The following is a 26,428-nucleotide window of genomic DNA, read 5'->3' on the forward strand; positions in this document are numbered from 1 at the left end:
TCTTGCCCGGGCCCGCGGGGACACGCCCCGCGGGCCCGGAAGCAAGGCATCCCTAGCGGATGCCTTGCTTGGCGTAGGTGAGGACGGCGGGGGCGTTGGTCTTGTCGATGATGGCGGGGCCGGTCAGCACGGGGAGCCCGCCGCCCACCTTGAAGCCGCCGCGGTTGTACTGCCACAGCGCGTCGATGGAGTCGTAGCCCTGGAGCCAGGGCTGCTGGTCCACCGTGAACTCCACCTTGCCGTCGATGATCGACTGGATGAGCTCACCGCTGAGGTCGAAGGAGGCAATTTTGATCTTGCCTGTCAGGCTCAGCGACGCCACGGCCTTGACGATGGTGGCGGTGAAGGGCGCACCCAGCCCGATGATGGCATCGGCGCTCGGGGTGGACTGCAGCTTCGCCGTGACGGTGGAGGAGACCTGGGTCATGTCGGTGCCCTGCACGTACAGGATTTCCGTGCCGGGAACCTTCGTCTTGACACCGGCGCAGCGGGCCTCGAGGGCCACATTGCCCTGTTCCTGGATCACGCAGATGGGGTGCTTCACGCCGTCGGCGGCAAGCCGGGTTCCGACGGCGGCACCGGCAATGTTTTCATCCGAGCCAAAGTGGGTGAAGGCGCCGACGCTCTTGAACACGTCCTCCCCGGAGTTGAGGCTGACCACGGGAATCCCGGCTGCCTCAGCCTTCTTCAGCACATCCTTGAGTGCGTCGGGCTTGGCCAGTGTCACGGCGATGCCGGCCACTTTCTGGTCGATGGCCTGCTGGACCAGCTGGGCCTGCCGTCCGCCGTCGGGATCGGAAGTGTAGAGCAGGGTGACGTTGTCCTTGGTCGCCGCCTCCTGGGCACCCTTGCGGACAATGTCCCAGAAAGTGTCGCCGGGGGCCGCGTGGGTGATCAGGGCAATCTTGATGTTCGGCGTGGTGGCAACCTGCCCGCCGCCTCCGCTGCCGGCGGTCTCGGCGGGCCGGCCGCCGGTGCTCGAACAGGCGCTCAGTGCGAGCATGGGAACCACAGTGGCAACTACCGCCAGCTTCCGCCAGGAATACTTCTTCATTTGCAGTCTCCTTACAAATTGCGACTTCGTCCGGAGCATCATTGCCCGGTCCTTAAACTCCGCTACATAGATCATCGTGACGCCCATCACTAAAGTCAAGACTTTGTCCTGACATTAGGATGTTTTTACGTAAAGATGTGACCCAAACGTGATTGTTATGGGTCACATGCCGCGGTCATCCGGAGGGAATGTTAAAGGGCGTGGCCACGCTGAAGGGCGACGGCGTGACCCCGCCCTGCCCGGGCAGCGCACCGTGCGCCTGCATGAAGATCCGTGCGCAGCGCTGCACGTCGGCCCGCAGTTCATGGTGCAGCACGGCATGGAGGCGGCCGGCGCGCAGCAGGGCGGCATTGTCGGCGTTGATGTCGTGGCCGATGAAGGCCTGCAGCTCACGGCCGGCGCCGTCGAACGCGGCCGCGATTCCGGCATTGCCGCCGCCAACGGAGTAGACGGCCGAAAGGAGCGGGTCACCGGCCAGCGCACGGGCAAAGATTGCCTCGGCCGTCGCGTCCAGTCCATCGCTGCCGGGCAGGTAGGCCACCGCGCGGCCGGGGTCAAGGGCCCGCATGGTGGCGCGGAAGCCCATTTCCCGCTCCTCCTCGCCCCGGAAGAAGTCGCTGCTGACGGCCACAGCCACAGTGCCCGGCCGCCCCCGCATCCACTGGCTCATCAGGTAGGCGGCCGTGGATCCGGCGGAGCGGTTGTCCATGCCCACATAGGCGAGGCGGGCACTGGCCGGAAGGTCCGTCACCAGGGTCACCACGGGTATCCTCCGGGCGGCGACGGCGTCCACGGCCGCCGCGATTTCCGGCAGGTCGGGCGCCTTGAGGATCACGCCATGGCTGCCGCGGCGAGCTATCCGTTCCAGTCCCCGGACGCAGTCCGCCGCATTCCACCTCTCGTGCAGTTGGAACCGGGCCCGGAACACGGCCGGGCGCAGAAACGGCAGCTCGGCCTCCAGCGCCTGGCGCACAGCCTCATGGAACCGCACCGGCGCATCCACCACCACGTCGATCATGAAGTGCCGCCCGGAAAGGGCCAGCTGGGCGCGCTGCCCCTCCAGCTCGCGGACGGCCTGGCGAACCTGGTCCTCGGTGCTGCGGCGCACGCCGGGACGTCCATGAATCACCCTGTCCACCGTGGCGTCACTGACACCGGCCTGGCGGGCGATCTCCCGGACGGTAAATTGATGGGCCATGATGTCCCCTTGCGCGGATGGAGTGATGCTCCCATCATGCCACCGCGTGGACCAGCACTGAGGTAGTTCTGATGGTTTTTTGATGGATTCATGCCTTGCCCGAAGGTGCCGGGAGCCGCCATGCTGGAATCAAGTTCCTGTACGTGACTGGCTCCGCCGCCCGCACCTCACCCTGTTCCACCCACCCGAAAGAGGACAATCCCATGACCACTACCCGCACCGGCCAGGAGTGGCTCAGCGACTCCGATTGCAGCCTGGACGACTTCGCCGCCGTTGTCGGTGAGACCACCCGGCTCGAGGACTACCCCCACGCCGACGCCGTCGAAGGCAACGTCGTGATCTACGGCCCGGGCCTCCACGGCCGCGTGGCGGAGCCGGCCGGGCGGGCCGATGTGCAGGCTGAGCTCATCCGGGCGCTCACCACGGGTCCGGGGATTGTCGTGTTCAAGGGTGCGTTCCCGGACACGGGCGTTGTGGACCGCGCCACGGATTCCTTCCGCCAGCTCATCGCCGCCCAGAAGGCTGCGGGGGCCGGCGGCGGCGACCACTTTGCCAAGCCGGGCGCCAACGACAGGGTCTGGGGGGCGCTGGACAAGCTGGCGCTGGCCCATCCGGACACCTTTGCCGAGTACTACGCCAATGACATCCTCGCCGTGGTTTCGGAAGCCTGGCTGGGGCCGAACTACCAGGTAACATCGCAGGTCAATGTGGTCAACCCCGGCGGCGCGGCACAAACGGCCCACCGCGACTACCACCTGGGCTTCATGTCCGCCGCGGAGGCCGCCCGGTATCCGGCACATGCCCACCAGCTCACCCCGGCGCTGACGCTGCAGGGCGCCGTGGCCCATTGCGACATGCCGCTGGAATCCGGCCCCACACTTTACCTGCCGCATTCCCACAAGTACCGGGCCGGCTACCTGGCATTTCACCGCCCCGAGTTCACTGCCTATTTTGAGGCGAACCGTGTCCAACTGCCGCTGGCCAAGGGCGACGCCGCGTTTTTCAACCCGGCCCTGTTCCACGGCGCCGGCCACAACGTGTCTGCGGATATCCACCGCATGGCCAACCTGCTCCAGGTTTCCTCCGCGTTTGGCCGGGCCATGGAGACGGTGGACCGCACGGCCATGTGCCTTGCCCTCTACCCCGTACTATCCGCGCTCAAATCCGCCGGCACCCCGGAGCGGTCCTTGCGAAATGTCATTGCCGCGTCCGCCGAGGGCTACGGTTTCCCGACCAACCTGGACCTGGACCAGCCGATTGGCGGCCTCGCCCCGGAAACGCAGGCCCAATTCGTGTGGCGGGCGCTGGAATCGGGCCTTCCACCGGCTGATTTTGCGGCCGGGCTCGACGCCGCTGCCACCCGCCGCCGCAGCCTGGCACACTGACGGCTGCTTCCCCCGCGCCAACTGTACGGCCGGGGCTCCTTCGCCCGGCTGTTTGGCCGCATTTTCACCCACGACGGCGGTCCCGCGCCTGCGCGCGCAGGAGGCGCCGCCGTCGTGCCTCACCGGAGGAACCAGCCGGGGATGCCGAAATGGACCATTGAGCCTGAATTATCAGCCTCAATGGTCCATTTCTGCATCCCCCCGGCCAAAGCACGCCCCACCCCGTGAATTCACCCGGCGGCCAGTGCTGGTTAACCCTGCGGCAACGAGGTGACATCCACGCGCTCCTAGTCTGGTGGCGGCGCTCAACGCGCCAGCCAAAAGAAGAAGACCGAATCACTCGATACTTTTCAGGAGCAATCAATGCAGCGCAAAAACACTGCGTTTGCCGCCACATCAGTCGTCCTGGCCTTGGGGGCCGCCTTGTTGGGTGGCGTCACTGCGGCGCAGGCCGCACCGGGGAACGACGGCGGCAGCGGCAACAACGGGGAAATCAAGAATGTCATCTACCTGCTGGGCGACGGCATGGGGCGCACCCACGTCACCGCCGGCCGGGAGCGCTTTTACGGGGCCGCGGGCAAGCTGAACATGGAAACCCTGCCCGCGCACGGCTACGTCAGCACCTACGCCGTGCAGAAGAAGTCCGGCCAGCCCGGCAGCGCCGACTTCGCACCGAACCTGGTCACGGACTCCGCCTCCGCGGCAACCGCGTGGGCCTCAGGCGTCAAGACCTACAACGCGGCGCTCGGGGTGGATGCCAAGGGCACGCTGGTTCCCACCGCCATGGAAATGGCCAAGCAGGCCGGCTACCGCACAGGAAACGTCTCCACGGCTGAAATCACCGACGCCACGCCGGCCGCCCAAATGAGCCATGCTCTGGCCCGCGGCTGCCAGGGCCCGGTCTACTCCGCGTCCTCCTGCCAGGACACGCAGGTGACGGGCTCCGCACTCCCCACCAGCGACGTTCGCGTCACCCCGATCGCCAAGCAGATTGCCCGCAACGGCACGGCAGACGTGATCCTCGGCGGCGGGCTGAGCCGCTTCGACGCAGCCGATGAAACCGCCCTCAAAGCGCAGGGCTACAGCGTGATCAGCTCCCCCGCCACGCAAATCGCGGCCACCAAGACGGACCTCGCCGCGGCACAGGGCCAGAAGGTGTTTGGCCTGTTCAACTCCGGCAACCTGACGGTGGAAAAGACCAAGCAGGACAACCCGTCCTCGGCCGCGGCACAGGAACCCACCGTGGCCGACATGACAAACAAGGCCATCAGCCTGCTCAGCACCAAGAACAAGGGCAGCAAGGGCTTCTACCTCCAGGTTGAGGGCGCGCTCATCGACAAGCGCTCCCACGCCAATGACGCCTCCCAGACGCTGGAGGAGATCAAGGCGTTCGACGACGCCGTCAAGGTCGCCCTGGACTTCGCGAAGAAGGACGGCCACACCCTGGTGATTGTCACGGCCGACCACGAATGCGCCGGCTTCAACATCATTGAAAAGGGCAGCTACACCAACGCCGAGGCCGCCGCACCGCCCACAAACGTGGATGGCGGCAACACCGCAAACAACTCCAAACCCAGCCGGGCCAGCGGCAACGTCAAGGACTCCACCCGCTCCACCGGCATTGTCAACGGTGCCGGTTCCGCGGATCCGAAGAACTTTGCCCCGGCCACGTTCCGCACCCCGGACGACGGCGCCGCCATCAAGGACGGCTCACCCGACGCCAGCCTGTGGCTGACCTACCTGTCCGGCAACCACACCGGCGCCGACGTGCCGGTCTACTCCTATGGAGCCGGCTCGGAAAAGCTGCAGGGCACGGTGGACAACACCGACCTCTTCGGCCTGGTCACCAAGGCCATAGGCCTGACGAAGTAGCCCACGCCCAACCCAGTTGGTGGGGCCTGCGGCCGGCCCGCAGGCCCCACCGCCATTTTGAGGAATTTCCATGAAACTGCCCATCCGTTCCATCCTGGCCGCGGGCGCCCTGGCCGCAGCCCTGCTCGGCACCTCTGCGTGCTCGGGGACCACAGAGACCACAGGGACCACCGCAGGGCACGGCGCCCAGGCAGCGGTGGTAGTGCAAACCTCCTTCCCCGGACTGCCTGCCGCCGCCGGCGAACCAACACTCGCCAGCCTCAAGCAGGCAAGGCCGAAGCCGGGCACAGTGGTGCAAGCCTCCGGCCCCTTTGACAACCGCTTCAAACTGGACCGGCCCGCCTTGAAGGACGGCGCCGTCACGGGAACCATCACCGTCACCAGCGATGTCAGCGACCTGCTTGAACTGGAGGTCGTTGCCGGCTTTTACGACAAGGACCGCACACTGCTGGGCACGGGCCGGTTCGTCCACCATGCGGGTGCGGACGGCCACGCCCACTCGGGACCGCCCAGCGAAACCGAGGAATTCAGCGTCAGGGTGCCGAAGGACCTGGCAGACAAGACCGTGTCCGCCGCCGTCGGCGTGCCCGTGCTGGTCAACGAATAGCGCAAAAAAGCGCGGCCGCCGCACCGAAAACCGGTGCAGCGGCCGCGCTTTTGCGTGCGGAACAACTACAGCGCCGCGTAAACCTCGCGCAGCAGCGAAGCAGTCTCGGACGGCGTCTTGCCGACCTTGACGCCGGCAGCCTCGAGGGCTTCCTTCTTGGCCTGGGCCGTGCCCGCGGAGCCGGAGACAATGGCGCCTGCGTGGCCCATGGTCTTGCCCTCGGGTGCGGTGAAGCCTGCAACGTAGCCGACAACCGGCTTGGTGACATGGGCCTTGATGTACTCGGCTGCGCGCTCTTCAGCATCGCCGCCGATCTCGCCGATCATCACGATGGCCTTGGTCTCCGGGTCCGCCTCGAACGCAGCCAGGGCGTCGATGTGGGTGGTGCCGATGACGGGGTCGCCACCGATGCCGATCGCGGAGGAGAAGCCCAGGTCGCGCAGTTCGTACATCATTTGGTAGGTCAGCGTGCCGGACTTGGAGACCAGGCCGATGGGGCCCTTGCCGGTGATGTTGTTCGGCGTGATGCCGACCAGCGCCTCGCCGGGGGTGATGATGCCGGGGCAGTTCGGCCCGATGATCCGGGTGACCTGCTTGCCGTCGGCGTCAACCTTGGACTGGGCCAGGGCCCAGAACTCGGCGGAATCCTGCACGGGCACGCCTTCGGTGATGACAACCACCAGCGGCACGGAGGCCTCGATGGCCTCAACCACGGCGTCCTTGGTGAACGCCGGGGGGACGAACACAATCGAGACGTCGGCGCCGGTCTCGGCAACGGCTTCCTTCACGGTGCCGTACACGGGCAGCTCGACGGCGCCGTGGACCACGGTGGTGCCGGCCTTGCGTGCGTTCACGCCGCCCACAACCTGGGTGCCGGCCTTGAGCATCAGTGCGGTGTGCTTGGTGCCTTCGCCGCCGGTGATGCCCTGGACGATGACCTTTGAATCTTTGTTCAAGAAGATAGACATAAGTTTCTAAACCTCTACTTTGCAGCGTGGGCGAGTTCGGCGGCCTTGTCGGCGCCCTCGTCCATCGTGGCGGCCAGGGTGACCAGCGGGTGGTTGGCGTCGTTGAGGATGCGGCGGCCCTCTTCAACGTTGTTGCCGTCGAGGCGGACCACCAGCGGCTTATTGGCGGCGGAGCCCAGCTCGGCGAGTGCGCCGACAATGCCCTTGGCAACAGCGTCGCAGGCGGTGATGCCGCCGAAGACGTTCACAAAAACGCTCTTGACCTGGGGGTCGTTGAGGATGACGTCCAGGCCGTTGGCCATGACCTCGGCGGAGGCTCCACCGCCAATGTCCAGGAAGTTGGCGGGCTTGACGCCGCCGTGGTTTTCGCCTGCGTAGGCCACAACGTCCAGCGTGGACATGACCAGGCCGGCGCCGTTGCCGATGACGCCAACTTCGCCGTCGAGCTTGACGTAGTTCAGGCCGGCGGCCTTGGCCTTGGCCTCGAGCGGGTCGGCCGAGGCGGCGTCTTCCAGCTCGGCGTGGTGCGGGTTGCGGAAGTCGGCGTTCTCGTCGATCGAGACCTTGCCGTCCAGGGCCACAATGTCGCCGGCTCCGGTGCGGACCAGCGGGTTGACCTCTACCAGGGTGGCGTCTTCCTTCTTGAAGACGTCCCACAGCTTCAGGATGGCGGCGGCCACCTTCGGGGCGATTTCGGCGGGGAAGCCGGCAGTGGCGACAATTTCGTCAGCCTTGGCTGCATCGATGCCGACGGCGGGGTCAACGGCCACGCGGGCCAGGGCCTCGGGACGCTCCACGGCCAGTTCCTCGATCTCCATGCCGCCTTCCACCGAGCACATGGCAAGGTAGTTGCGGTTGGCGCGGTCCAGCAGCACCGAGAAGTAGAACTCCTCGGCGATGTCGGCACCCTGGGCGATCATGACCGTGTTGACGGTGTGGCCCTTGATGTCCATGCCGAGAATGGCTGAAGCGTGCTCGAACGCCTCGTCAGCGGTCTTGGCTACCTTGACGCCGCCGGCCTTGCCGCGGCCACCGACCTTCACCTGCGCCTTGACGACGGTCACGCCGCCAATTTTTTCGGCTGCTGCCTTTGCTTCTTCAGGGGTGTGCGCCACGATGCCGGCCAACACGGGAACGCCGTGAGCCTCAAACATGTCGCGCGCCTGGTATTCAAACAGGTCCACGGGTTTGTGTCCTTCTACGTCGAAGTAGTGATCTTTAAAGGGATCGAAACCCCGTTCACACACTACCGCCTTGCCGCGCAAGCACATATTTGTTCATGGCACCACCGCCTATCGCGGTTATTCCGCTCACATATCACCGCTGCGCGCTTGTTCCAGGCACGACGCCGGAGCCCGGGCCGGGTGCCTCAGCCCGCCGGTGCGGTGGTTGGCTTGGGCGGTGCAGCCGTGGCAGCTGCGTGGCCGGGGCCAAACAAGCTGTATTTTTCGGCGGCAACAAAGAAGCCCAGCCCGCTGGACAGATTCGCGCAGGCTACGCCGTCGTCCATGGGGGCACAGCGGTAGCCCTGCGCTTCCATGGCGGCGCCGTCGGCCAAGACGGGGAGCTGGGCCATGGCGTCGCTGACGGTGCCCGCCGGGCTGAAGGCAGCCTCAACGGCCGTCACCCCGGCGCGGCAACTACCGTAGCTGACCTTGTCCGGGGCCAGGAGCGCGGTTCCCCCGAGGTAGCCCTTGAACGTGCCGGCGCAGGTGTCCTGCACGTCAGCCTGGGCGGGTTCCGGGTAGTTGGCCAGTTCGCAATTCACCACGGGAATGAGGGGGCTGGCGGCGTTGGCGCTGTCGGAGAAGTTGTTGGGTTCCCATGGCTGGTTCAGGTTTCCGTTGCGGGAGGACGTAAAAACACACGCCACATTGCGCGATTCCGTCACAAACTGGGGCAGCTCCGCGGCCGCTGCGGTGTCCGTGGGCTTGGCCACGGGCGTTGCCTTGAGCCGGTCAAGGTAGCTGTGCGGCCCGGATGGCGCAACAGCAGCCGTGGTGGGCGATCCAGTGGGAATGCTGATGCAGCCGGACAAGGCCAGGCACATGAAGGCGCCCAGCAGCGCGGCAGGCGTGGCTGCCCGGACCCGGGCGCGTGCCACGAATCGCCCCGATGGCCGCGTGCGGCCGGCGCCTGCGCCGCTCAGGATTCCACCTTCGTCAGCGGCGCATACCGGAGCAGGAGCCGTTTTTCGCCGATGCTGAACAGCACCGTGGCGACAGTCTTGTCCCCGGCGCCCTGCACTGCCACCACGGAGCCTTCGCCGAACGAGGTGTGGTTGACCCTGTCCCCCACCGTGACGGAGATGACTTCCTTTTGCGGCTGGACGCGGCCGGCGGCGGCGCGGGCTGAAATGCTCGGCGGCAGCTGCCCCGTGTCCCGGCCGCCCACGGCAGTCCCGGCACCCCAGGAGGAGCCCGAGTAGCGGCTGCTGCCAAAGCCCCCGGCAACTGGCGCCACGCGGGATGTCCCCTCGCGCTTCCACTCAATCAGCTCCGCCGGAACCTCCTCGATGAACTGGCTGGCCGGGTTGAACTGGCTCTGCCCCCACAGGCTGCGCATCTCGGAGCGCGTCAGGTAGAGCCGCTCCCGGGCCCTGGTGAGACCCACATAGGCCAGGCGCCGTTCTTCGGCGAGTTCCTTCGGGTCCGTGGCGGAGCGGGCATGCGGGAACAGCCCGTGCTCCATGCCGGTCAGGAACACCACCGGGAATTCGAGCCCCTTGGCCGTGTGCAGCGTCATCAGCGTGACCACGCCGAGCCTCTTGGCCTCCGCCACGGCTGCCGCGGCCTCCGCCTCGGAACCACCCGGCGCGTCCGGGATCTGGTCGGCGTCCGCCACCAGGGACACCTGCTCCAGGAACGCCCCCAAAGTTCCCTCCGGGTTGTCCTTCTCAAACTCCCGCACGACCGCGACCAGCTCGGCCAGGTTCTCCACGCGCGATTCATCCTGGGTGTCCGTTGAGGAACGCAGTGCCGCCAGGTAGCCGGACTGCTCCAGCACGGCCTCCAGGGAGGTGGCGGGCCCGGCCGTGGCAGCCACTTCGCCCAAATCGGCCATCATTTTGGCAAAGGCGTTCACTGCGTTGAGTGAGCGGGAGGCAATGCCGGGGGCCTCCCCCGCCCGGGCCAGGGCTGCGGAGAAGGAGATCCGTTCCCGCTCGGCCAGGGCCGCGACTGCGCCTTCGGCCCTGTCGCCGATGCCGCGCTTGGGCTCGTTGAGAATCCTGCGCAGATTGACGTCGTCGTCCGGGTTGACCAGGGCACGCAGGTAGGCGAGCGCGTCCTTGATTTCCTTGCGTTCGTAGAAGCGGGTGCCACCCACCACCCGGTAGGGCAGGCCAACTCGGACCAGGATGTCCTCAATGGCGCGCGACTGGGCGTTGGTGCGGTAGAAGATGGCCACATCCCCCGGCCGGAGGTCGGTTTCATCCTGCAGGCGGTCGATCTCCTGCGCAATGAAGCGTGCTTCCTCGTGTTCGGATTCAGCCACGTAGCCGATGATCTTTTCGCCGTCGCCCTCCGCCGTCCACAACCGCTTTTCCCGGCGGTTGGGGTTGCGTGAGATCACCGCATTGGCGGCGCTGAGGATGTTCTGCGTGGAGCGGTAGTTTTGCTCCAGCTTGATGGTGGCGGCGTTGGGGTAGTCCTTTTCAAATTCCACAATGTTGCGGATGTCCGCCCCGCGGAAGGCGTAGATGGACTGGTCCGAATCGCCCACCACAGTTAGCTCAGCGGGTTCAAGCCCGGTGGAGTCCGGGACCCCCACGACCTCCTTCACCAGCGCATATTGGGCATGGTTGGTGTCCTGGTATTCGTCCACCAGCACGTGGCGGAAGCGCCGCCGGTAGGACTCCGCCACGCCCGGGAAAGCCCGGAACATGTACACCACCTGCGCAATGAGGTCGTCAAAGTCCATGGCGTTGGCCTGGCGCAGGCGCTGGGTGTACCCCTTGTAGACCTCGGCCACTGCGGCGGCGAAGGGGTCCTTGAAGTTGGTGTTCATGGAGTTTTCATCGTCGTCGATGAGCTCATTTTTCAGCGCCGAAATCTTGTGCATGATGGCCTTGGGCGCAAACTTCTTCGGGTCCAGGTCCAGCCCCTTGGCCACCAGGGTGATCAGCCGGAGGGAATCGGCGGAGTCGTAGATGGAGAAATTGGTGTTCAGCCCGATGGTCTTGGCCTCGCGGCGCAAAATTCGCACGCAGGAGGAGTGGAAGGTGGAAATCCACATGGACTTGGCGGCGTCGCCAATGAGTGCGTGGATGCGTTCGCGCATCTCGGCCGCGGCCTTGTTGGTGAACGTGATGGCCAGGATTTCCCCGGGATGGGCCCGGCCGGTGGCCAGCAGGTAGGCGATGCGGTGGCTGAGCACGCGGGTCTTGCCCGAACCGGCCCCGGCGACGATCAACAGGGGCCCGCCGGCATGGACCACGGCGGCCTCCTGCTGGGGATTCATGCCCTCGAGCAGTCCGTCGGGCTCGGGCCAGCGCCGCTGCGGTGCAGTCTCGTGGCGTTCCCAGGCCGGCGCGGCAGCCGTGAACTCCGGCATGTCCGAGCCGGGGTCTTCCTGGTCAAAGGGCTGCCACGCGGGCAGCCCGGCACCTGCGCCGGGGGTTGGCTTGGGCTTTTGGGGGTAAGGGTCAAACAACATGTCCATGGTGGAATCAAGTCTAGTTCGCCGGGCCGACACCGGGGGCGGGCAGGCCGCCGCTGTGGACAACGCCCTGATTTACTCCCGTTCCAGGCCGCCCGGCCCCAGACTGCCGCTTTCCAGCGCTGCCCGAATGGCCCGGACGCCCTCCGCCGGCCCGGCCACAAACCAGTCCAGACCGTTGACCGGCACGACGGCGGTGTCCCCGCCGGCCGCGCGCACGATCCCCTTCCCGGGGAGCCAGTCCCAAGCGGGGCAGCTGTGCTGGAACCAGACGCCCAGTTCCGCCTGCGCCACGCGGCCCAGGTCACAGGACCCGGATCCGAACATGCGCAGGGTTGCCGGCAGCTGGGCGGCCCGCTGCCATGGAGTGCCTGCCTGGGGCTCGCCAAGCCATTTGGGGTGGATGTACGTGCCGGCGGAGAGCTGGCCAATGTGGCGGCGCGAATCCACGGCTATCGGCGCCCCATTCAAGGTGGCCGGCTGCCCGGACCCGCCCAGCCACAGCCTGTCCTCCTGCGGCTGAAAGATGGCGCCCAGCAGCACGTCCGCGTCACCCAGCGGGGACCCGGCCACCGCCCCGGTGACGGGGGCACTTGCCGGTGCGCCGCCGTCGTGCGCGTATATGGCCAGCGCCAGGGCCGAGCACCAGTAGGAGGAGCCGCTGTAAAAGTTGTAGGTGCCGTCAACCGGGTCGATGACCCAGCTGCGGCCGCTGTTCCCGCTGAATCCGGCGCCCTCCTCGCCGACGATCGAGTCGGCCGGACGGCAGTGGCGCAACTGCTCAAATATGTAGCTTTCCGCGGCCAGGTCCGCGGCGGTGACGACGTCGGCAACATTGGTTTTTTCCGCCGCCGTCCCGCGCAGTTCCTCAAGGCCGCGTTGCCGCATGGCCAGCGCCAGGGCACCCGCGTTGCGCACCAGGGCTGCGGCGAGATCGGCGTCGTTCAGGCTGGGTTCCAGGTTGGTGGGCATGGTGGTGGGCATGGTCCCAGCCTATTCCGTGGGGTCCGCGGATCTGCGCCATAATGGGTTCATGGCTAAAACACCTGCCCAGCGCGCCGCCCTGTACGGCCCGCAGGCAACTCCCCCGCGCGCCGGCGTGGTCAATTCCAGCACTGCCCGCTCACCGCAGAAGGCACAGGGCAACGCCAATTTGATCCTGATTGCCGGCTCCGTGGCAAGCCTGTTCCTCTTTTGGTACTTCCACCTGCTGACGCTCATCCAAATGACGGATCTTTCCGGCGGCCTGGCCATGCCCGATTCCATGGTGTTCGGCTTCGGCAGCGCCCATGTTGAGGCACTGCGCGCGGCCATGAATTCCGACGCCCTGGGCCAGCTGCAGTTTGTCCACAAGACGGCCGGCATGCTGTTCCCGTTGGTCTTTGGGCTCTCTGCCGTGACGCTGATCGCCATGAACGTGGCCAAAAAGTCCCTCCGGTGGGTGCTGTGGGCCTTTCCTGTGCTCTTCGCCGGGATCCAGATCTGGGCCAATGTGGCCATCGACAACATGCTGGGCGGTGCCAAGCTCGACGCCGGTTTGGTCACCCTGGCCTCGGTGCTGGTGGTTGCGTCGTGGTCACTGCTGGTGCTGTCCCTGGCCGGACTTGGCGTGGCCTTGTTCCTGGGGCGCCGGCGCAGGCGGGTGCCGCCGAAGTCCCCCGCGTCCTGACGTTTCCCTTTGTTTTCGTCTCCGTTTTCGTCTCTCGGCCGCGCGGTTTTTTGCTTGATAAGGCATTCCGCTAGGCTGGAGGACGCGCCTCTGTAGTCCAATGGATAAGACGGCCCTCTCCTAAAGGGCAAATCCGGGTTCGATCCCCGGCGGGGGCACTTTTTTTATTTCCCCTACCTGTCGGCGGCCGGGCCGGGGCATTCGCTTCGATTCAAGGTTTGCTTCATGGGCACTGGCATGGGTTCGGGCACGGGGCCTGCTGCGGGTGCCGGTTCCGGGCGCGGTGTGGCCGCGTCCGTCACGGCGTCGGCTCTTTTCGCCGTCATCTTTCTGATTGCCGGATCCCTGCCGGGCTGGGGCTCGGGGGAAATCTTTGGCTGGCGCGTGGTGCTGACGCTGGCCACGCTTGCGCTGGTCCTGCCGTTTGTGGCCTGGGGGCGCGCGGAAATCCGGTCCATGCTGCTGCGGGTCCGCCGCCGCCCGGTCCTGCTGCTTCCCGGCGCCTGCGCGGCCGCCATAGTGGGCGTGCAGCTGTGGCTTTTCATGTGGGCGCCGCTGAACGGCATGGCGCTTTCCGTGGCGTTTGGGTACTTCCTGCTGCCGCTGACAATGGTGGTGTCGGGCAGGCTGTTCTTCCGCGACAGGCTGAGCCTCCTGCGGAAGTTCGCCGTAGCTGCCGCGGCCGTAGGTGTGCTGCACCAGTCCCTGTCCGGCGGCCTGGCGTGGCCCACCCTGGTGGTGTGCCTGGGGTATCCCGTTTATTTTGTGTTGCGCCGCAAGGCCGGGTTCGACCACCTTGGTGCGTTTGCCGCCGAACTCGTGGTGCTGCTGCCCGTTGGGGTCCTTGCCATTGCTGGCGGGCCGCACGGCCTTCACGGGGTCTCCGGCCTCCCCGGCCGATCGGCCTGGGCCTCCGGACTCGTGGCCGTCTGGGCCATCGGGGTGCTGGGCGGGGTGGCCATGGTGCTGTACCTGCTGGCCAGCAAGTGGCTTCCGCTCTCATTGTTTGGGCTGCTCGGTTACGTGGAGCCGGTGCTGCTGGTGGGCGTTTCCGTGCTGTTGGGTGCGGCGCTGGGGTGGTCCGCCCTCTTGACGTACGGGCCCATCCTGGCGGCGCTGCTGTTCCTGGCCCTCGACGGCCGCAGCAGCACCCCCTGACCGCCGCTCCCCCACCGACGCTCCATCACCTTTCGTGGTCTCCCGGCCGACGCTCCATCACCTTTCGTGGTCTCCCGGCCGACGCTCCATCACCTTTCGTGGTCTCCCGGCCGACGCTCCATCACCTTTCGTGGTCTGCCGGCCGACGCTCCATCACCTCCCTTTCGGGGTCTTCCGGCCGGGGTGGTTTATGTGGTGATCCGGTAAATAGGTTGCGGACTTTGCTGTGGGGCAAAACCCAATCAGAGTTGCGCCCCGGGTGCACCGGGGGCAGAACCCGGCTTGAGTTTTGCCCCAGCGGAAGTGCGGCTGAGCGCAAGCGGTAGATCGCTGAGCGCAAGCGGGCGGCCCGGACACCCCGGAGGGCGCCCCCGCTCAGAAGGTGATAGAGCGTCCGCACAAAGACAGCAGAAAGTGATGGAGCGTCCGGGGGGAGCACACCCGGACTGTCCGGGCCGGGCCTCCATCACGCCATGGCTAGTATTTTCACCATGAACACCCCACTGGAAATGAATCTCTTCTTCCCTATCGACGAAGACGGCTTTATTGCCTTGGTCTGCCCCGACAGCTACAGCAGCTTCGTGGCCGACAACTGGACCTTGACACAAGTTTCGGACCACTTCGTCGAGCAGATGAACTTGGGCAATGCCTTCATTGCCTGCCCGGGTGATGAGGCGGCCGATGAGGTGTTTGCCCTTGTTCGCCGGCGGGACGGTGGCCGGGTCATCCGTGAGGCGTCAGGAACTGTCCGGGTTGGCGATGCGGGCCTGTGGTTGACCAGCTACCTCCAGCTCTCCACGGCGGCACAATTTAAGGACCAACTGGCAGCCGACCCCAGAAACAGCCTGCGCATGCCCTGCGCGCCCGGCCTGTTCCGGGTCACCGTGCGGGAACTCGCCGGCGTCGAGCCGCCCTTTGAGCTGGAGATTCGGCCGGATGACACTTCTGGGACCGTGCACCACGATGCCGTCCCCTGGTTTGACCTCTGAGTTTCAGGGGCGGCATCAGATTGAAGCACCTGGACGCATGAGCGGCTGATTCGAGACGGCACGCAGTTGCGCCAGGTGAACACTTCCCCACAAAACGCTGCTCCCAGCGGCGAATACTCAAGCTTTGACCGGGCCCGTTCCACGGCGTCGCCAGGTATTTTCAAGTGGCCGAAAGCCAGGCGGTGCTCGCCGGCAAAAACGTCCCTGACCGGATACCAGCCGGCGGCCTCAGCGTCGCCGTCGTCCGCCAAGACGGACTCGTGGCCAGCCCCGCGAAGTACCTCAGCGGCCGGGGCCCGCTGGCTGGCCGTGCCATCCGGCGCCCAGGGCTGCCAGGAACTGACAATGGTTTCGGCCCGGCCCGACGACGGCCAGGAGCTCTGCGCCCTCAATGAAATCTTCGTCGGGCATACATCGCACCAATCCGCCCGCCATGAACTTACGACGCCGGAGGGGCGGCTTGAGAGCCAATCGTCCTCCGGGCTGGTTGTCGCCACCGGGACGGGCGCCACCGGCTGGTGTGCGTCGATTGCCCTGGAGCGCGGAGGGCGGGCTCTTCCTGCACTCTCCGATCCGCGGCTGGCCTGGTTCGTCCGCGAGGCCTGGCCGTCGCCTGCTACTGGAGTTTCACTGACCGAAGGCTTGCTGGATTCCGGGCAAGCTCTGCGGATCAGGGTCGCTTCGGACCAGCTCGTCATCTTTGGCGACGGCATGGAGGACGACCGGATCATGGCGTCGTGGGGCCAGGAAATCACGGTTCAGCTCGGCAGCCGGCCGTTGCGCCTGGTTCAATGAAGTTTCGGTCCCCACATCCTTCAAGGGATGATGGGGCCATGAGCATCGCCAGAACCATTATCTTGTTCGCCCTTGCCGCCGTGGCTGAAATCGGCGGCGCCTGGCTGGTCTGGCAGGCTGTGCGGGAGGGCAAGGCATGGTGGTGGGCCGGGTTGGGCGTGGTGGCCCTGGGCGCGTACGGTTTCATTGCAGCGATGCAGTCCGACGCCAACTTTGGCAGGGTTCTCGCTGCGTACGGCGGGGTCTTCATTACCGGTTCACTGATCTGGGGCATGATCGTCGACAAATTCACGCCCGACCGCTGGGACGTCATCGGGGCGCTGGTCTGCCTCTTTGGGGTATCCATCATCATGTTCGCCCCGCGCCCGGCTTGAATTCGCGCACTCCTCCCCCCCCTGGGCCCCCGGCCGAACGGGCACTTAACGTGGATGTTTCAGCGCAACATGCCCGTTAAATGCCCGCTCGGCGGGAGGCGGGGTGGGCAGTTCGGCGGAGGTGGGGTGGGCAGTTCGGCGGGAGGCCTTGGCTAGGATCGAAGTCATGAACAATGTGCTGAAGGTGTCTGCAGTCTGCCTCTACGATTTGAACGGGCGCCTGCTGACAGTCCGCAAACATGGCACCAGCAAGTTCATGCACCCAGGCGGCAAGCCCGAGGCAGGCGAAAGCGCCGCGCAGGCCGGCTCGCGTGAATTAGCCGAAGAAATCGGTGTCCGTGTAGACGCCACCAGCCTTGAACTCATGGGCGTTTGGACAGGGACCGCCGCCAACGAATCCAATACCGACATTGAGGCCACGGTCTTCACTGCGCCGGGGACATGGGACGCCAGCGGCATCGAAGCAGCTGCCGAAATCGCGGAGTTGCGGTGGATGGACGTGGCTGATGCCAGCAACTTTGACGACCTCGCACCGCTTCTCACCGAGTACGTCCTTCCCCGGCTGGGCCGCTGACCCGGGTCTCGACGCGCTCGCAGAGCTCGCTGCTCGACCACCGGAAACCAGCCCGTCAGGCCTCTCCGGGCACCGCCGCGTCGGAAACAGCCGCCACTGCCTGGGCAAACTGGGTGTCGTGCAGCTCGGCGTAACGCCCCCCGCGGGCCATGAGCTCGTCGTGGGTGCCCCGCTCCACGATCTGCCCGGCCTCAACCACCAGGATGGCGTCGGCGGAGCGGATGGTGGAAAGCCGGTGGGCAATAACCAGCGCGGTGCGGCCCTCCAAGGCCTCGCCCAGGGCAGCCTGCACGGCGGCCTCGTTCGTGGAGTCCAGGGCCGCCGTCGCCTCATCCAAAATCACCACGGCAGGCTGGACCAGCAGCAGCCGGGCAATGGTCAGGCGCTGGCGTTCACCGCCTGAAAGCCGGTAGCCGCGCTCCCCCACCACGGTGTCCAGGCCGTCCGGCAGCGCTTCCGCAAATGCCGAAAGCCGCGCCCGCTTCAGCACGTCCCACAGCTCGGCATCCGTGGCCGTCGGCTTGGCCAGGCGCAGGTTCGAACGGATGGATTCGTGGAACAGATGCCCGTCCTGGGTCACCATGCCCACGCCCGCGCGCAGCCCGTCAAAGGTCAGGTCCCGCACGTCCACGCCGCCAATGGAAACCGACCCGGAGTCGACGTCGTACAGGCGTGAAAGCAGCTGCGCAATGGTGGACTTCCCCGCACCGGAGGAACCGACCAGCGCCACAGTCTGCCCGGGTTCGGCGCGGAAGGAGATGCCGTGGAGCACCTGCTCGCCGCCGCGGGTGTCCAGCACGGCCACGTCCTCCAGGGATGCCAGGGAAACCTTGTCGGCGGAGGGGTAGGCGAACTTCACGTCGGAAAATTCAATGGCCAGCGGCCCGGCCGGCACCGAAACCGCGGAGGGCTTCTCCGCAATCAACGGCTTCAAATCGAGGATCTCAAACACGCGGTCAAAGGAGACCAGCGCGCTCATGATGTCCACGCGGGCGTTGGCCAGGGCGGTGAGCGGGGCATAAAGGCGGGTCAAAAGCAGGGCCAACACGACGACGTCGCCCGGCTTCAGAGAGCCGCCGATGGCCAGGGTGCCGCCCAGGCCGTACACCAGCGCCAGGGCCAGGGAGGACACCAGCATGAGCGCGGTAAAGAACACGAACTGCATGATGGCGGTCCGCACGCCGATGTCGCGGACCCGGCTGGCCCGGGAGGCGAATTCGCGCGACTCCTCCGCGGGCCGGCCAAAGAGCTTGACCAGGGTGGCGCCCGGGGCGGAGAAGCGCTCCGTCATCTGGGTGCTCATGTCCGCGTTCAGGTCCGCTGCTTCGCGGCGCAGCCCGGCCAGCCGGCGGCCAAAGCGGCGGGCGGGCATGAGGAAGATCGGCAACAGGACCAGGGCCAGCAGCGTCACGATCCAGGACGTGTTCAGCATGACAATCAGGGTCAGCACCAGCTGCACGGAGTTGGAGACGATGCCTGAAAGCGTGCCGGAAAATGCCTGCTGCGCACCAATGACGTCATTGTTCAGCCGGCTGACCAGCGCGCCCGTGCGGGTTCGGGTGAAGAACGCAATGGGCATGCGCTGCACGTGATCAAACACGGCGGTGCGCAGGTCCAGGATGACGCCCTCGCCCAGATTCGCGGAAATCCAGCGGATCACCAGCGACAGCCCCGCATCCAGCACGGCCACCAGCGCAATGAGCAGCGCCAGGTTGACCACCACGTCCACGGCGGTCTTCGCCACGATCGCGTCAACCACCTTCCCGGCCAGCACCGGCGTGGCCACGGCGAGCGCTGCCGAGACCACCGACAGCACCACGAACACCAGCAGCTTGCGGCCGTACGGCTTGGCAAAGCTGACCGTCCGGCGGAAGGTGTCCTTCGAAATGCCGCTGTTGCTCTTGTCCGAGCGCATGGTGCTCCACAGCGAGCTCCAGGCGGCGCCTTCCATACTCATTCGCGTGCTTCCTTAATACTTGGCGGGCAAGCTACCAGCCTAATCGCCCCGCGGCCTCCGGGGAATTCCGGGCAGCCCATTCCGCTGCAGGCACGACGCCGGGCTGCCGCGGCCCGGGCGGGCACCGTCGCCCCGGGGTGGTGTGCCTAGCGCAGCTGGAACCCGTGAGTCAAATCACGCTCCGCCAAGGGACGTAACCTGCGGAAATATTACCTCTTGCTTTGCCGTTCCACAGTGGTAGCGTCACAGGACGGGCGGCGTGCGGAACTTCGCAGCGCCTTCGCACTTTTTCACAGTTAGGGACCCCCCATGAATCGTCGTACTTTCGGACTTGTTGGCATGCTTGCAGCGGCATCGATCGCCCTTGCCGCGTGCGGCGGCACGGGCGCGGGTGCCGGCACTGGCGGTTCGTCCTCCAACGCCTCCGGCGGCGACACGTCCCTGAGCAGCGTCAAGGCAGCAGGCCAGATCGTGTTTGCCACGGAGGGGACCTACAAGCCGTTCAGCTACCACCAGGGCGGCGCGGGTGACCTGACGGGCTACGACGTCGAGGTGGCCACGGCGGTTGCCGCCAAGCTGGGCGTGAAGGCGAAGTTTGAGGAAACCCAGTGGGACTCCATCTTCGCGGGCCTGGAAGCCAGGCGCTTTGACGCCATCTCCAACCAGGTCACCTCCACCCCGGAACGCCAGGCCAAGTACGAGCTCTCCACGCCGTACACCGTGTCCCAGGGCGTCATTGTCACGAAGGCGGACAACACCTCCATCAACTCCTTCGCCGACCTCAAGGGCAAGTCCACCGCGCAGTCCCTGACCAGCAACTGGTACACGCTCGCCAAGGACAGCGGCGCCACGGTGCAGGCGGTGGAAGGCTGGGCCCAGTCCGTGTCGCTGCTCAAGGACGGCCGCGTCGACGCGATCGTCAATGACAAGCTCACCTTCCTCGACTACCAGGTCACGAACCCGAACTCCGGCCTGAAAATTGCGGCCACCACGAAGGATTCCTCGGACTCCGTCTTCGCCTTCCACAAGGGCTCCAAGGCCCTGGACGCGGCAGTGAACACTGCCCTGAAGGAACTCGCAGCGGATGGCACGCTGACCAAGCTGAGCGAAAAGTACTTCGGCCAGGACGTCTCCAAATAGGCCCCGGAAAAGCACCCGGGCGCTAAGGTTCAGCCATGGACTTATTTTGGAGTTCGCTCGGGCCAATGCTCCTGGGCGCCGTCAAGGGCACCATCCCGCTGGCGTTGGCATCCTTTGCCATCGGGCTGGTGCTGGCCCTCCTGGTGGCCATGCTGCGGATCAGCCGCAGCCGGATCGCCAACGGGGTGGGCCGGTTCTACGTCTCGGTGATCCGCGGCACGCCCCTGCTGGTGCAGCTGTTCGTGATTTTCTACGGGCTGCCGGCAGTGGGCGTGAAACTGGACCCCTGGCCCAGCGCCATCATCGCGTTCTCGATCAATGTGGGCGGCTATGCGGCGGAAGTGATCCGCGCCGCGATCCTCTCCGTCCCCCAGGGGCAGTGGGAGGCCGGGCACATGATCGGCATGTCCCGCGGACAGACCCTGCTGCGCATCATCTTGCCGCAGGCCGCCCGCGTGTCCGTCCCGCCGCTGTCCAACACCTTCATTTCGCTGGTCAAGGACACTTCGCTGGCATCCCTGATCCTGGTCACCGAGATGTTCCGGGTGGCCCAGCAGGTGGCGGCGTTCAGCCAGGAATTCATGCTGCTCTACCTTGAGGCTGCACTCATTTACTGGGTCATCTGCCTGGTGCTGTCCACGGCGCAGACCCAGCTGGAAAAGAGGTTGGACCGCTATGTCGCCCACTGAACCCGTCCTGCAGGTCCGGGGCCTGAGCAAGTCCTTTGGCGCCAACACGGTGCTGCGCGGAATCGACCTGGACGTCCCCCGCGGCAAGGTGGTGGCGCTCATCGGCCCCTCCGGTTCCGGCAAGACCACCATTCTGCGCTCCCTCAACGGCCTGGAGACGCCCGACGCCGGTTCGGTCACCGTGGGTGCCCGCGGCACCTCCGCGGATGGTGCGGCAGGCGCGGCCGGCGGGCCGGGCAGCGAAGGGGGCACCGGCGTCGAGCCTGTCCTGCCGGCGCTGACGCTGGACTTTGGGGCGAAGGTGACCCCCAGGGAGGTTGCTGCGCTGCGCGACCGCAGCGCCATGGTGTTCCAGCACTACAACCTTTTCCCGCACCTGACGGTGTTGCAAAACGTCATTGAAGGGCCGGTGCGCGTGCAAAAGCGGCCCCGTGCCGAGGTGGTGGCGGAGGCCGAAAAGCTGCTGGACCGGGTGGGGCTGCTGGAGAAGAAGGACGCCCACCCCTTTGAACTGTCCGGCGGGCAGCAACAGCGCGTGGGCATTGTGCGTGCCCTTGCGCTCAAGCCGCAGCTGCTGCTTTTCGACGAGCCCACGTCCGCGCTGGACCCTGAGCTGGTGGATGACGTGCTGGAGGTCATCAAGGAACTCGCCGAGGAAGGCTGGACCATGGTGATTGTCACGCACGAGCTCGCCTTCGCCCGGCAGACCGCGGATGAGGTGGTGTTCATGGCCGGCGGCGTGGTGGTGGAGCGCGGCCCGGCCAGCCAGGTGCTGCGCAACCCGCAGGAGGAGCGCACCCAGGCGTTCGTGCGCAGGCTGCTGCACGAAATTTAGTTCCGGCAGTCCCGGTGGTCGAGCAGCGAGCTCTGCGAGCGCGTCGAGGCCCCGGACTCCACACCCGGTGGTCGAGCAGCGAGCCCTGCGAGCGCGTCGAGACCAGGCGCGTCGAGACCAAGGATTTCGACAAGCTCAATCACCGGCAGATGGGCAGTGCACCCCATCGCGGACCGGCGCGCCGTCGCGTAGCTTGGTACTCAGTTGATGGCATTGCCGGCTTCCACGGCAATCACACCTTGCACCGGGGGAAATAAATGACCGATCCAGCCACGCCGCGCCCAGTAATTCTGCGCCGGCTCGAGCTCAGCCTCGCCGCCTGGCAGCTGCTGGCGGAAACCGCGCAAACGGCACTGAAACTGCCGCAGCCAACGGACCAGCCCAAGGGGCAGGAAGCAGGGCAGTCCAACGGACAAGCAGCCGTGCCGCTCACCGAAGAAGCCGCCGCCGCGGCGTGGGCCGAGCTCGCCGGGCTGGGACTTTCCCCGGCGGCCGGCGAGGTGCAGCGGGAGTGGCTGGCCGCCGTCGCACTTCTCTTCGCCGCACCCCTGACCGTGGCTGCCCGGGCAACGTACCAGGGCACCAGCACCACCAGCGCCATCGGGCTGCGGGGCGGCCGCGGCATTGCCGTCCACCAGCGCCAGCTTTCCGAAGCCACGGGCGCCGGCACCGTGGTGACCGGCAGCGAGGACCTGGTGGAGGTGACGCTGTTTGACGAGGACAAGCTGTGGCCGGCCCTCCGGCGGCTGCTCCCGCCGCTTGATGCGGTTCGCGCTCCCGCGAAGGCTGCCCCGTTGGGTTCGACGCCGGCAGCCGTGCTGGGCGCCGACACGGACTTGAACGCCCTGCCAGAACCGGCAGACGGCCTGGTGCGCAGCGAGGACGCCAACGTCACGCTGAGCGTCACAGCCGCTCCCGAGGGCGGGCCGGCGCACGTTTGGGCGGGCATGTGGAGCGCCAAGGATGGCCATTTGTATTCCGTCCGCACACGGACGGCTGGCACCCCGGATGGGACGAGCCCCGACGGGACGTCCACGGAAGCCGTGATTACGGAAGTTCCGGCCGGACACATTGCGCACGAACTGATTTTCGCCGTGGTGGGCGGGCACGATGTCCTCAGTGCAGCCCGGGCGGAGGCGGCACGATGAGCGAAACGATGCTGGGCCTGGACCCCAAGGACTGCCTTGACCTGGTGAAGCTGCTCAAGGATTCCGCGCACCGGTTGGAACAGAGCAGTTCGCAGCTGAACCAGTCGGTGGCCCGGACGGGCTGGCAGGGGCCGGACAGCCAGCGCTTCCGCGCGCAGTGGCCCGGCCAGCGCGCCCAAATGCTGCAAACCGCCTCGGCCCTGGGCGATCTCGCCTCCGTGGTGCTGCGCAATGTTGCCGAGCAGGAACGCGCCAGCGCCGCCGAGGAAGGGGGCGGGGGCCTGCTGGACAAATTGTTCGACGGCGCCCACGGCCTATGGGACGACCTCACCACAGGGGCCGGCCACATTGTCACTGAGGTTGAGAACGGCGTCGGCTGGCTCATCGAGCGGGGCCCGGGCGCAGCTTTCGCCAAGTCGGGACTGAACTTCCTGGACCAGCTGAACCACCTGGGCGTGATGGGTGCCGACGCCCTTGCCGGAAAACCGCCGTCAATGGCCGGGCTGGTTTCCCAGCTGGCACTGGCGGCGGGCACCGGCCTGAGTGCAGGCGTGCTCGGCCTGAGCGGCGGCACCATCAACCTGAACCTGTTCGACGACGGGTCACCCAAGGTGGGCGAACCCGTGCCGGTTGGCAACAATTCCGAGCGGCGGGTGCGCCTGCCCAGCTCCCTCAGTGAAATCTTGGGGGGCGTGGACGACGCCTACGCCATGAATGGCACAGCTGTGAGCCCTGACGGGGACATCCGTATTGTCAAGATCAAACAGGACGACGGTTCATCCGCCTACATCGTCAACATCCCCGGCACGGAAAACTGGGGCATCAATGGCAACAGCAATGCCCGGGACCTTACCGGCAACCTGATGCTCGTGGCGGGCCAGTCCACTACGGCCTGCCAGGACGTGGCCCTTGCCATGCACAAGGCGGGGATCCCGCCCGGGGCACCTGTCATGATGGTGGGGCACAGCCAGGGAGGCATGATAGCCGGCCAGCTGGCCTCCGATCCCGCCTTCACCTCACAGTTCAATGTCACGAATATCCTGACGGCCGGCTCGCCCATCGACAATGACGCCATTGCACCAGGCATCCAGGTGCTCGGCGCCCAGCACCACGGCGACATTGTGCCGAAACTTGACCTGGGCGGCATGGGCGCAGACCTCGGCATGCCGGGACCGCAGCCCAACGTCACGCTGGTCACCATGGACGATCCGCCGCGGGACACCCTGGGGAACATCCTCCACTATGCGCCGTCGCCCGTTGGAAACCTGATTCAGGATGTCCGGGACATTGGGAGCAACCACGCCAACGGCAGCTACCAGTCAGACCTGGCCAATACGTCCAAGTACCCGCCTGTCGGTGCCTACGAACAAAGTCCGTCCATGAGGCCGTTTCTCAGTGCCGACCCTTCGAAGGTCACCGCTGTAGACGTGCCCGTGGGCCGGAAATGATAGGGGACGGGCCATCATGACACGCAGATTTAGTATCGTTTTACTCATGGGACTCATCGCCGCAATCCTCGCCGCCTGCAGTGGAAGCTCCGGAGTGGTCAAGGACGTCGACGCCGCAATCAACCAGGTGCCCGGCGTTGTCGCGACGACAACGACATACAAGAACACTGCAGGCATGACCACCACCATGGGGGTGCGGGTCACGGCAGACTCCGGCGCCGATCTCAAAACCATCCTGGACGGAGCGCTGCGCGCCTTTGCGAAGTCATCCGCTTCGGTCGACGGCTCGGTTTCGGTCGCCTTCTATGTTTTCCCTTCCGGTGCCGAGAACGACGGCATCGGACCCGAAGTGTACGGCATGAGCGTCTCCCCCAGCGTGGACCAAATCCGCCAGTACGCCGGTTCAAACAATTGATTCAGCGCACCGTCCCTGAATTCATCGAATGGGCCGGCTCCGCGGGCTAGCTTCAGTCGCCGATCCGCCCGCCATGCGTGTATACGTTCAAGGTGTCACCGCGGCTAAAGCCCACCAGCGTCACCCCGGACTCCCGGGCCAGCTCCACGGACAGGGACGACGGCGCACTCACGGCCGCGAGCAGCGGCACCCCCGCCATCGCGGCCTTTTGGACGAGCTCGAAGGACGCCCTCCCGGAAACCTGCAGGATGGTGTTTGCCAGGGGCAGCTGGCGCTCCCGGAACGCCGCACCCACCACCTTGTCGACGGCGTTGTGGCGGCCCACGTCCTCGCGCAGGATCAACAGCTCGCCATCCGGGGCAAACAGTCCTGCGGCATGCACACCGCCTGTCTTTTCAAACAGTTTCTGCTGTTCACGCAGGATCCCCGGCAGCGATGCGAGCACTTCCGCCTTGACCAGCGGCTGGTCCACCGGGGCGGTGATGGCGTAATGCGAGGATTTCCGCACTGCGTCGATGGAGGCGGTGCCGCAGATTCCGCAGGCACTGGTGGTGGTCACATTGCGCTGCGCGGCCAATGATGGCAGGACCACGTCCGGGCGCAACTGGGCCTCCACCACGTTGAACGTCTGCTGCCCGTTCTCATCCTCGCCCGCACAAAACCGCAGGGAGATGAGTTCATCGGGCTCATAAATGATCCCCTCGGAAACCAGGAATCCCGCCACCAGGTCAAAGTCGTCCCCGGGCGTGCGCATGCTCACCGTGAACGGTTCGTGGCCCAGCCGAATCTCCAGAGGTTCCTCTGCGGCGAGGGCCTCCTCGCGCACCACGCGCCGGTGGCCTGCAATGTCCAGTTTTGTTGCCTTTACTCTAAGAATCAGGCGTCCCATGGGTCCTCCAATTGACTGTGCCCCTCCTTCCAAGGGTAGATCGTTCCCGGGAAAGTCACAGCGCCGTCCGGTAGGCCTGAATTCGGCCATGGAGGGATAGGCTGGCCGGAACGACTTTTCACCGGCAACGAGGGATGCAGAAATGGCGGGCAAGCTGCCACAGGAAAACATTGACGAACAGCAGCTCACCGTGGGCCCGGTGAAGCACAGGGCCGTGGGCATCCCCGGCATCCTGCACTCCATGGAGGTCTCCCTGAACCAGATGGGCCCGCTGCGCACCGCCCAAACCCTGCTGCGAATCAACCAGAAGGACGGCTTTGACTGCCCCGGCTGCGCCTGGCCCGAGGGCGAGACGCGCCACGCGGCCGAGTTTTGCGAAAACGGGGCCAAGGCGGTGGCCGAGGAAGCCACGAAAAGGCGCGTGCCGCCGTCGTTCTTTGCCGAACACAGCGTCAGCGAACTGCGGGAATGGGACGACTTCCGGCTGGGGCAGCAAGGCCGGCTGACGGAGCCGATGTTCCTGGCCGAGGGGAGCGAGCACTATGTGCCCGTCTCCTGGGAGCAGGCCCTGGGCATGCTGGCCGAGGAACTCACGGCGCTAGCGG

At 66.2% G+C, this 26,428-nt stretch carries 24 protein-coding genes, 1 tRNA gene and 1 pseudogene; 17 read left to right on the forward strand and 9 right to left on the reverse strand.

Going from position 1 to position 26,428, the window contains the following annotated elements; translation table 11 throughout:
* Positions 1-52: 52 nt before the first annotated feature.
* Complete coding sequence (locus G6N77_RS17865) at positions 53-1,054, reverse strand: substrate-binding domain-containing protein (RefSeq protein WP_205678400.1); 1,002 nt, start codon at positions 1,052-1,054, stop codon at positions 53-55.
* Between the two features lie 175 nt (positions 1,055-1,229).
* Positions 1,230-2,252 (reverse strand): LacI family DNA-binding transcriptional regulator, encoded by a 1,023-nt coding sequence (locus G6N77_RS17870; protein WP_165183525.1) that lies wholly within the window; start codon positions 2,250-2,252, stop codon positions 1,230-1,232.
* Between the two features lie 203 nt (positions 2,253-2,455).
* On the opposite strand from G6N77_RS17870, the gene G6N77_RS17875 reads away from it, so the two are divergent.
* The 3 genes from G6N77_RS17875 to G6N77_RS17885 all read left to right on the forward strand — a co-directional run bounded on the left by G6N77_RS17875 (position 2,456) and on the right by G6N77_RS17885 (position 6,116).
* Positions 2,456-3,637, forward strand: coding sequence for a phytanoyl-CoA dioxygenase family protein (locus tag G6N77_RS17875; protein ID WP_165183526.1), 1,182 nt, complete (start codon positions 2,456-2,458; stop codon positions 3,635-3,637).
* Positions 3,638-4,000: 363 nt separating this feature from the next.
* Positions 4,001-5,509: an alkaline phosphatase gene (locus G6N77_RS17880; RefSeq protein ID WP_165183527.1), complete on the forward strand. Its 1,509-nt coding sequence runs from the start codon at positions 4,001-4,003 to the stop codon at positions 5,507-5,509.
* A 70-nt stretch (positions 5,510-5,579) separates the two neighbouring features.
* On the forward strand, positions 5,580-6,116 hold the full coding sequence (locus G6N77_RS17885; RefSeq protein ID WP_165183528.1) for a hypothetical protein: 537 nt from the start codon (positions 5,580-5,582) through the stop codon (positions 6,114-6,116).
* 65 nt (positions 6,117-6,181) lie between these two features.
* Here the strand turns inward: G6N77_RS17885 and sucD are convergent, their stop codons facing one another.
* From sucD to G6N77_RS17910, 5 genes are all read right to left on the reverse strand, one after another.
* On the reverse strand, positions 6,182-7,084 hold the full coding sequence (gene sucD / locus G6N77_RS17890; RefSeq protein ID WP_165183529.1) for a succinate--CoA ligase subunit alpha: 903 nt from the start codon (positions 7,082-7,084) through the stop codon (positions 6,182-6,184).
* Positions 7,085-7,098: 14 nt separating this feature from the next.
* Entirely contained in the window at positions 7,099-8,268 is a 1,170-nt protein-coding gene (sucC, locus tag G6N77_RS17895; RefSeq protein WP_165183530.1) for an ADP-forming succinate--CoA ligase subunit beta, read from the reverse strand.
* A 185-nt stretch (positions 8,269-8,453) separates the two neighbouring features.
* A complete protein-coding gene (locus tag G6N77_RS17900; RefSeq protein WP_165183531.1) occupies positions 8,454-9,188 on the reverse strand; it encodes a hypothetical protein in 735 nt (244 codons plus the stop codon).
* 41 nt (positions 9,189-9,229) lie between these two features.
* Positions 9,230-11,746: a DNA helicase PcrA gene (pcrA, locus tag G6N77_RS17905; RefSeq protein ID WP_240902405.1), complete on the reverse strand. Its 2,517-nt coding sequence runs from the start codon at positions 11,744-11,746 to the stop codon at positions 9,230-9,232.
* A 72-nt stretch (positions 11,747-11,818) separates the two neighbouring features.
* The gene (locus G6N77_RS17910) at positions 11,819-12,727 is read right to left on the reverse strand and encodes an inositol monophosphatase family protein (RefSeq protein ID WP_165183532.1); all 909 of its coding nucleotides are present in this window, start codon (positions 12,725-12,727) and stop codon (positions 11,819-11,821) included.
* Between the two features lie 49 nt (positions 12,728-12,776).
* On the opposite strand from G6N77_RS17910, the gene G6N77_RS17915 reads away from it, so the two are divergent.
* The 7 genes from G6N77_RS17915 (at position 12,777) to G6N77_RS17945 (ending at position 17,302) form a co-directional block, all read left to right on the forward strand.
* Positions 12,777-13,412: a hypothetical protein gene (locus G6N77_RS17915; RefSeq protein ID WP_165183533.1), complete on the forward strand. Its 636-nt coding sequence runs from the start codon at positions 12,777-12,779 to the stop codon at positions 13,410-13,412.
* 86 nt (positions 13,413-13,498) lie between these two features.
* A tRNA-Arg gene (locus G6N77_RS17920) sits at positions 13,499-13,570 on the forward strand.
* Positions 13,571-13,637: 67 nt separating this feature from the next.
* Complete coding sequence (gene rarD, locus G6N77_RS17925; RefSeq protein WP_205678402.1) at positions 13,638-14,570, forward strand: EamA family transporter RarD; 933 nt, start codon at positions 13,638-13,640, stop codon at positions 14,568-14,570.
* 491 nt (positions 14,571-15,061) lie between these two features.
* Complete coding sequence (locus G6N77_RS17930) at positions 15,062-15,559, forward strand: hypothetical protein (protein ID WP_165183534.1); 498 nt, start codon at positions 15,062-15,064, stop codon at positions 15,557-15,559.
* 75 nt (positions 15,560-15,634) lie between these two features.
* A complete protein-coding gene (locus G6N77_RS20060; protein WP_240902406.1) occupies positions 15,635-16,354 on the forward strand; it encodes a hypothetical protein in 720 nt (239 codons plus the stop codon).
* A 38-nt stretch (positions 16,355-16,392) separates the two neighbouring features.
* On the forward strand, positions 16,393-16,728 hold the full coding sequence (locus tag G6N77_RS17940) for a YnfA family protein (protein ID WP_165183535.1): 336 nt from the start codon (positions 16,393-16,395) through the stop codon (positions 16,726-16,728).
* Positions 16,729-16,894: 166 nt separating this feature from the next.
* Positions 16,895-17,302, forward strand: coding sequence for an NUDIX hydrolase (locus G6N77_RS17945; protein ID WP_165183536.1), 408 nt, complete (start codon positions 16,895-16,897; stop codon positions 17,300-17,302).
* Between the two features lie 55 nt (positions 17,303-17,357).
* On the opposite strand, the gene G6N77_RS17950 is transcribed toward G6N77_RS17945, so the two are convergent.
* Positions 17,358-19,259: an ABC transporter ATP-binding protein gene (locus G6N77_RS17950; protein ID WP_165183537.1), complete on the reverse strand. Its 1,902-nt coding sequence runs from the start codon at positions 19,257-19,259 to the stop codon at positions 17,358-17,360.
* Between the two features lie 309 nt (positions 19,260-19,568).
* Here G6N77_RS17950 and G6N77_RS17955 point away from each other — a divergent pair, with 309 nt between their 5' ends.
* From G6N77_RS17955 to G6N77_RS17980, 6 genes are all read left to right on the forward strand, one after another.
* On the forward strand, positions 19,569-20,399 hold the full coding sequence (locus tag G6N77_RS17955; RefSeq protein ID WP_165183538.1) for an amino acid ABC transporter substrate-binding protein: 831 nt from the start codon (positions 19,569-19,571) through the stop codon (positions 20,397-20,399).
* A 35-nt stretch (positions 20,400-20,434) separates the two neighbouring features.
* Positions 20,435-21,088, forward strand: coding sequence for an amino acid ABC transporter permease (locus G6N77_RS17960; protein WP_165183539.1), 654 nt, complete (start codon positions 20,435-20,437; stop codon positions 21,086-21,088).
* The gene (locus tag G6N77_RS17965) at positions 21,075-21,923 is read left to right on the forward strand and encodes an amino acid ABC transporter ATP-binding protein (RefSeq protein ID WP_165183540.1); all 849 of its coding nucleotides are present in this window, start codon (positions 21,075-21,077) and stop codon (positions 21,921-21,923) included. Before G6N77_RS17960 ends, G6N77_RS17965 begins: the two co-directional genes overlap by 14 nt.
* A gap of 257 nt (positions 21,924-22,180) precedes the next feature.
* The gene (locus G6N77_RS17970) at positions 22,181-23,071 is read left to right on the forward strand and encodes a hypothetical protein (RefSeq protein WP_165183541.1); all 891 of its coding nucleotides are present in this window, start codon (positions 22,181-22,183) and stop codon (positions 23,069-23,071) included.
* Entirely contained in the window at positions 23,068-24,519 is a 1,452-nt protein-coding gene (locus G6N77_RS17975; RefSeq protein ID WP_165183542.1) for a PGAP1-like alpha/beta domain-containing protein, read from the forward strand. Before G6N77_RS17970 ends, G6N77_RS17975 begins: the two co-directional genes overlap by 4 nt.
* A 46-nt stretch (positions 24,520-24,565) precedes the next feature.
* Positions 24,566-24,934 (forward strand): hypothetical protein, encoded by a 369-nt coding sequence (locus G6N77_RS17980; protein ID WP_165183543.1) that lies wholly within the window; start codon positions 24,566-24,568, stop codon positions 24,932-24,934.
* A 52-nt stretch (positions 24,935-24,986) separates the two neighbouring features.
* On the opposite strand, the gene fdhD is transcribed toward G6N77_RS17980, so the two are convergent.
* Entirely contained in the window at positions 24,987-25,823 is an 837-nt protein-coding gene (fdhD, locus tag G6N77_RS17985) for a formate dehydrogenase accessory sulfurtransferase FdhD (protein ID WP_165183544.1), read from the reverse strand.
* 142 nt (positions 25,824-25,965) lie between these two features.
* On the opposite strand from fdhD, the pseudogene G6N77_RS17990 reads away from it, so the two are divergent.
* A pseudogene (locus tag G6N77_RS17990) lies at positions 25,966-26,428 on the forward strand (hypothetical protein); the annotation flags it as partial.

Origin of the sequence: Arthrobacter silviterrae (assembly GCF_011045165.1) — a bacterium.
GTDB classification, from domain to species: domain Bacteria; phylum Actinomycetota; class Actinomycetes; order Actinomycetales; family Micrococcaceae; genus Specibacter; species Specibacter silviterrae.

Coding starts and splice junctions, on each gene's coding strand:
- G6N77_RS17865 (WP_205678400.1), bottom strand. CDS start 1,054: ATGAAGAAGTATTCCTGGCGGAAGCTGGCGGTAGTTGCCACTGTGGTT.
- G6N77_RS17870 (WP_165183525.1), bottom strand. CDS start 2,252: ATGGCCCATCAATTTACCGTCCGGGAGATCGCCCGCCAGGCCGGTGTC.
- G6N77_RS17875 (WP_165183526.1), top strand. CDS start 2,456: ATGACCACTACCCGCACCGGCCAGGAGTGGCTCAGCGACTCCGATTGC.
- G6N77_RS17880 (WP_165183527.1), top strand. CDS start 4,001: ATGCAGCGCAAAAACACTGCGTTTGCCGCCACATCAGTCGTCCTGGCC.
- G6N77_RS17885 (WP_165183528.1), top strand. CDS start 5,580: ATGAAACTGCCCATCCGTTCCATCCTGGCCGCGGGCGCCCTGGCCGCA.
- sucD (WP_165183529.1), bottom strand. CDS start 7,084: ATGTCTATCTTCTTGAACAAAGATTCAAAGGTCATCGTCCAGGGCATC.
- pcrA (WP_240902405.1), bottom strand. CDS start 11,746: ATGGACATGTTGTTTGACCCTTACCCCCAAAAGCCCAAGCCAACCCCC.
- G6N77_RS17910 (WP_165183532.1), bottom strand. CDS start 12,727: ATGCCCACCACCATGCCCACCAACCTGGAACCCAGCCTGAACGACGCC.
- G6N77_RS17915 (WP_165183533.1), top strand. CDS start 12,777: ATGGCTAAAACACCTGCCCAGCGCGCCGCCCTGTACGGCCCGCAGGCA.
- rarD (WP_205678402.1), top strand. CDS start 13,638: ATGGGCACTGGCATGGGTTCGGGCACGGGGCCTGCTGCGGGTGCCGGT.
- G6N77_RS17930 (WP_165183534.1), top strand. CDS start 15,062: ATGAACACCCCACTGGAAATGAATCTCTTCTTCCCTATCGACGAAGAC.
- G6N77_RS17940 (WP_165183535.1), top strand. CDS start 16,393: ATGAGCATCGCCAGAACCATTATCTTGTTCGCCCTTGCCGCCGTGGCT.
- G6N77_RS17945 (WP_165183536.1), top strand. CDS start 16,895: ATGAACAATGTGCTGAAGGTGTCTGCAGTCTGCCTCTACGATTTGAAC.
- G6N77_RS17950 (WP_165183537.1), bottom strand. CDS start 19,259: ATGAGTATGGAAGGCGCCGCCTGGAGCTCGCTGTGGAGCACCATGCGC.
- G6N77_RS17955 (WP_165183538.1), top strand. CDS start 19,569: ATGAATCGTCGTACTTTCGGACTTGTTGGCATGCTTGCAGCGGCATCG.
- G6N77_RS17960 (WP_165183539.1), top strand. CDS start 20,435: ATGGACTTATTTTGGAGTTCGCTCGGGCCAATGCTCCTGGGCGCCGTC.
- G6N77_RS17965 (WP_165183540.1), top strand. CDS start 21,075: ATGTCGCCCACTGAACCCGTCCTGCAGGTCCGGGGCCTGAGCAAGTCC.
- G6N77_RS17970 (WP_165183541.1), top strand. CDS start 22,181: ATGACCGATCCAGCCACGCCGCGCCCAGTAATTCTGCGCCGGCTCGAG.
- G6N77_RS17975 (WP_165183542.1), top strand. CDS start 23,068: ATGAGCGAAACGATGCTGGGCCTGGACCCCAAGGACTGCCTTGACCTG.
- G6N77_RS17980 (WP_165183543.1), top strand. CDS start 24,566: ATGGGACTCATCGCCGCAATCCTCGCCGCCTGCAGTGGAAGCTCCGGA.
- fdhD (WP_165183544.1), bottom strand. CDS start 25,823: ATGGGACGCCTGATTCTTAGAGTAAAGGCAACAAAACTGGACATTGCA.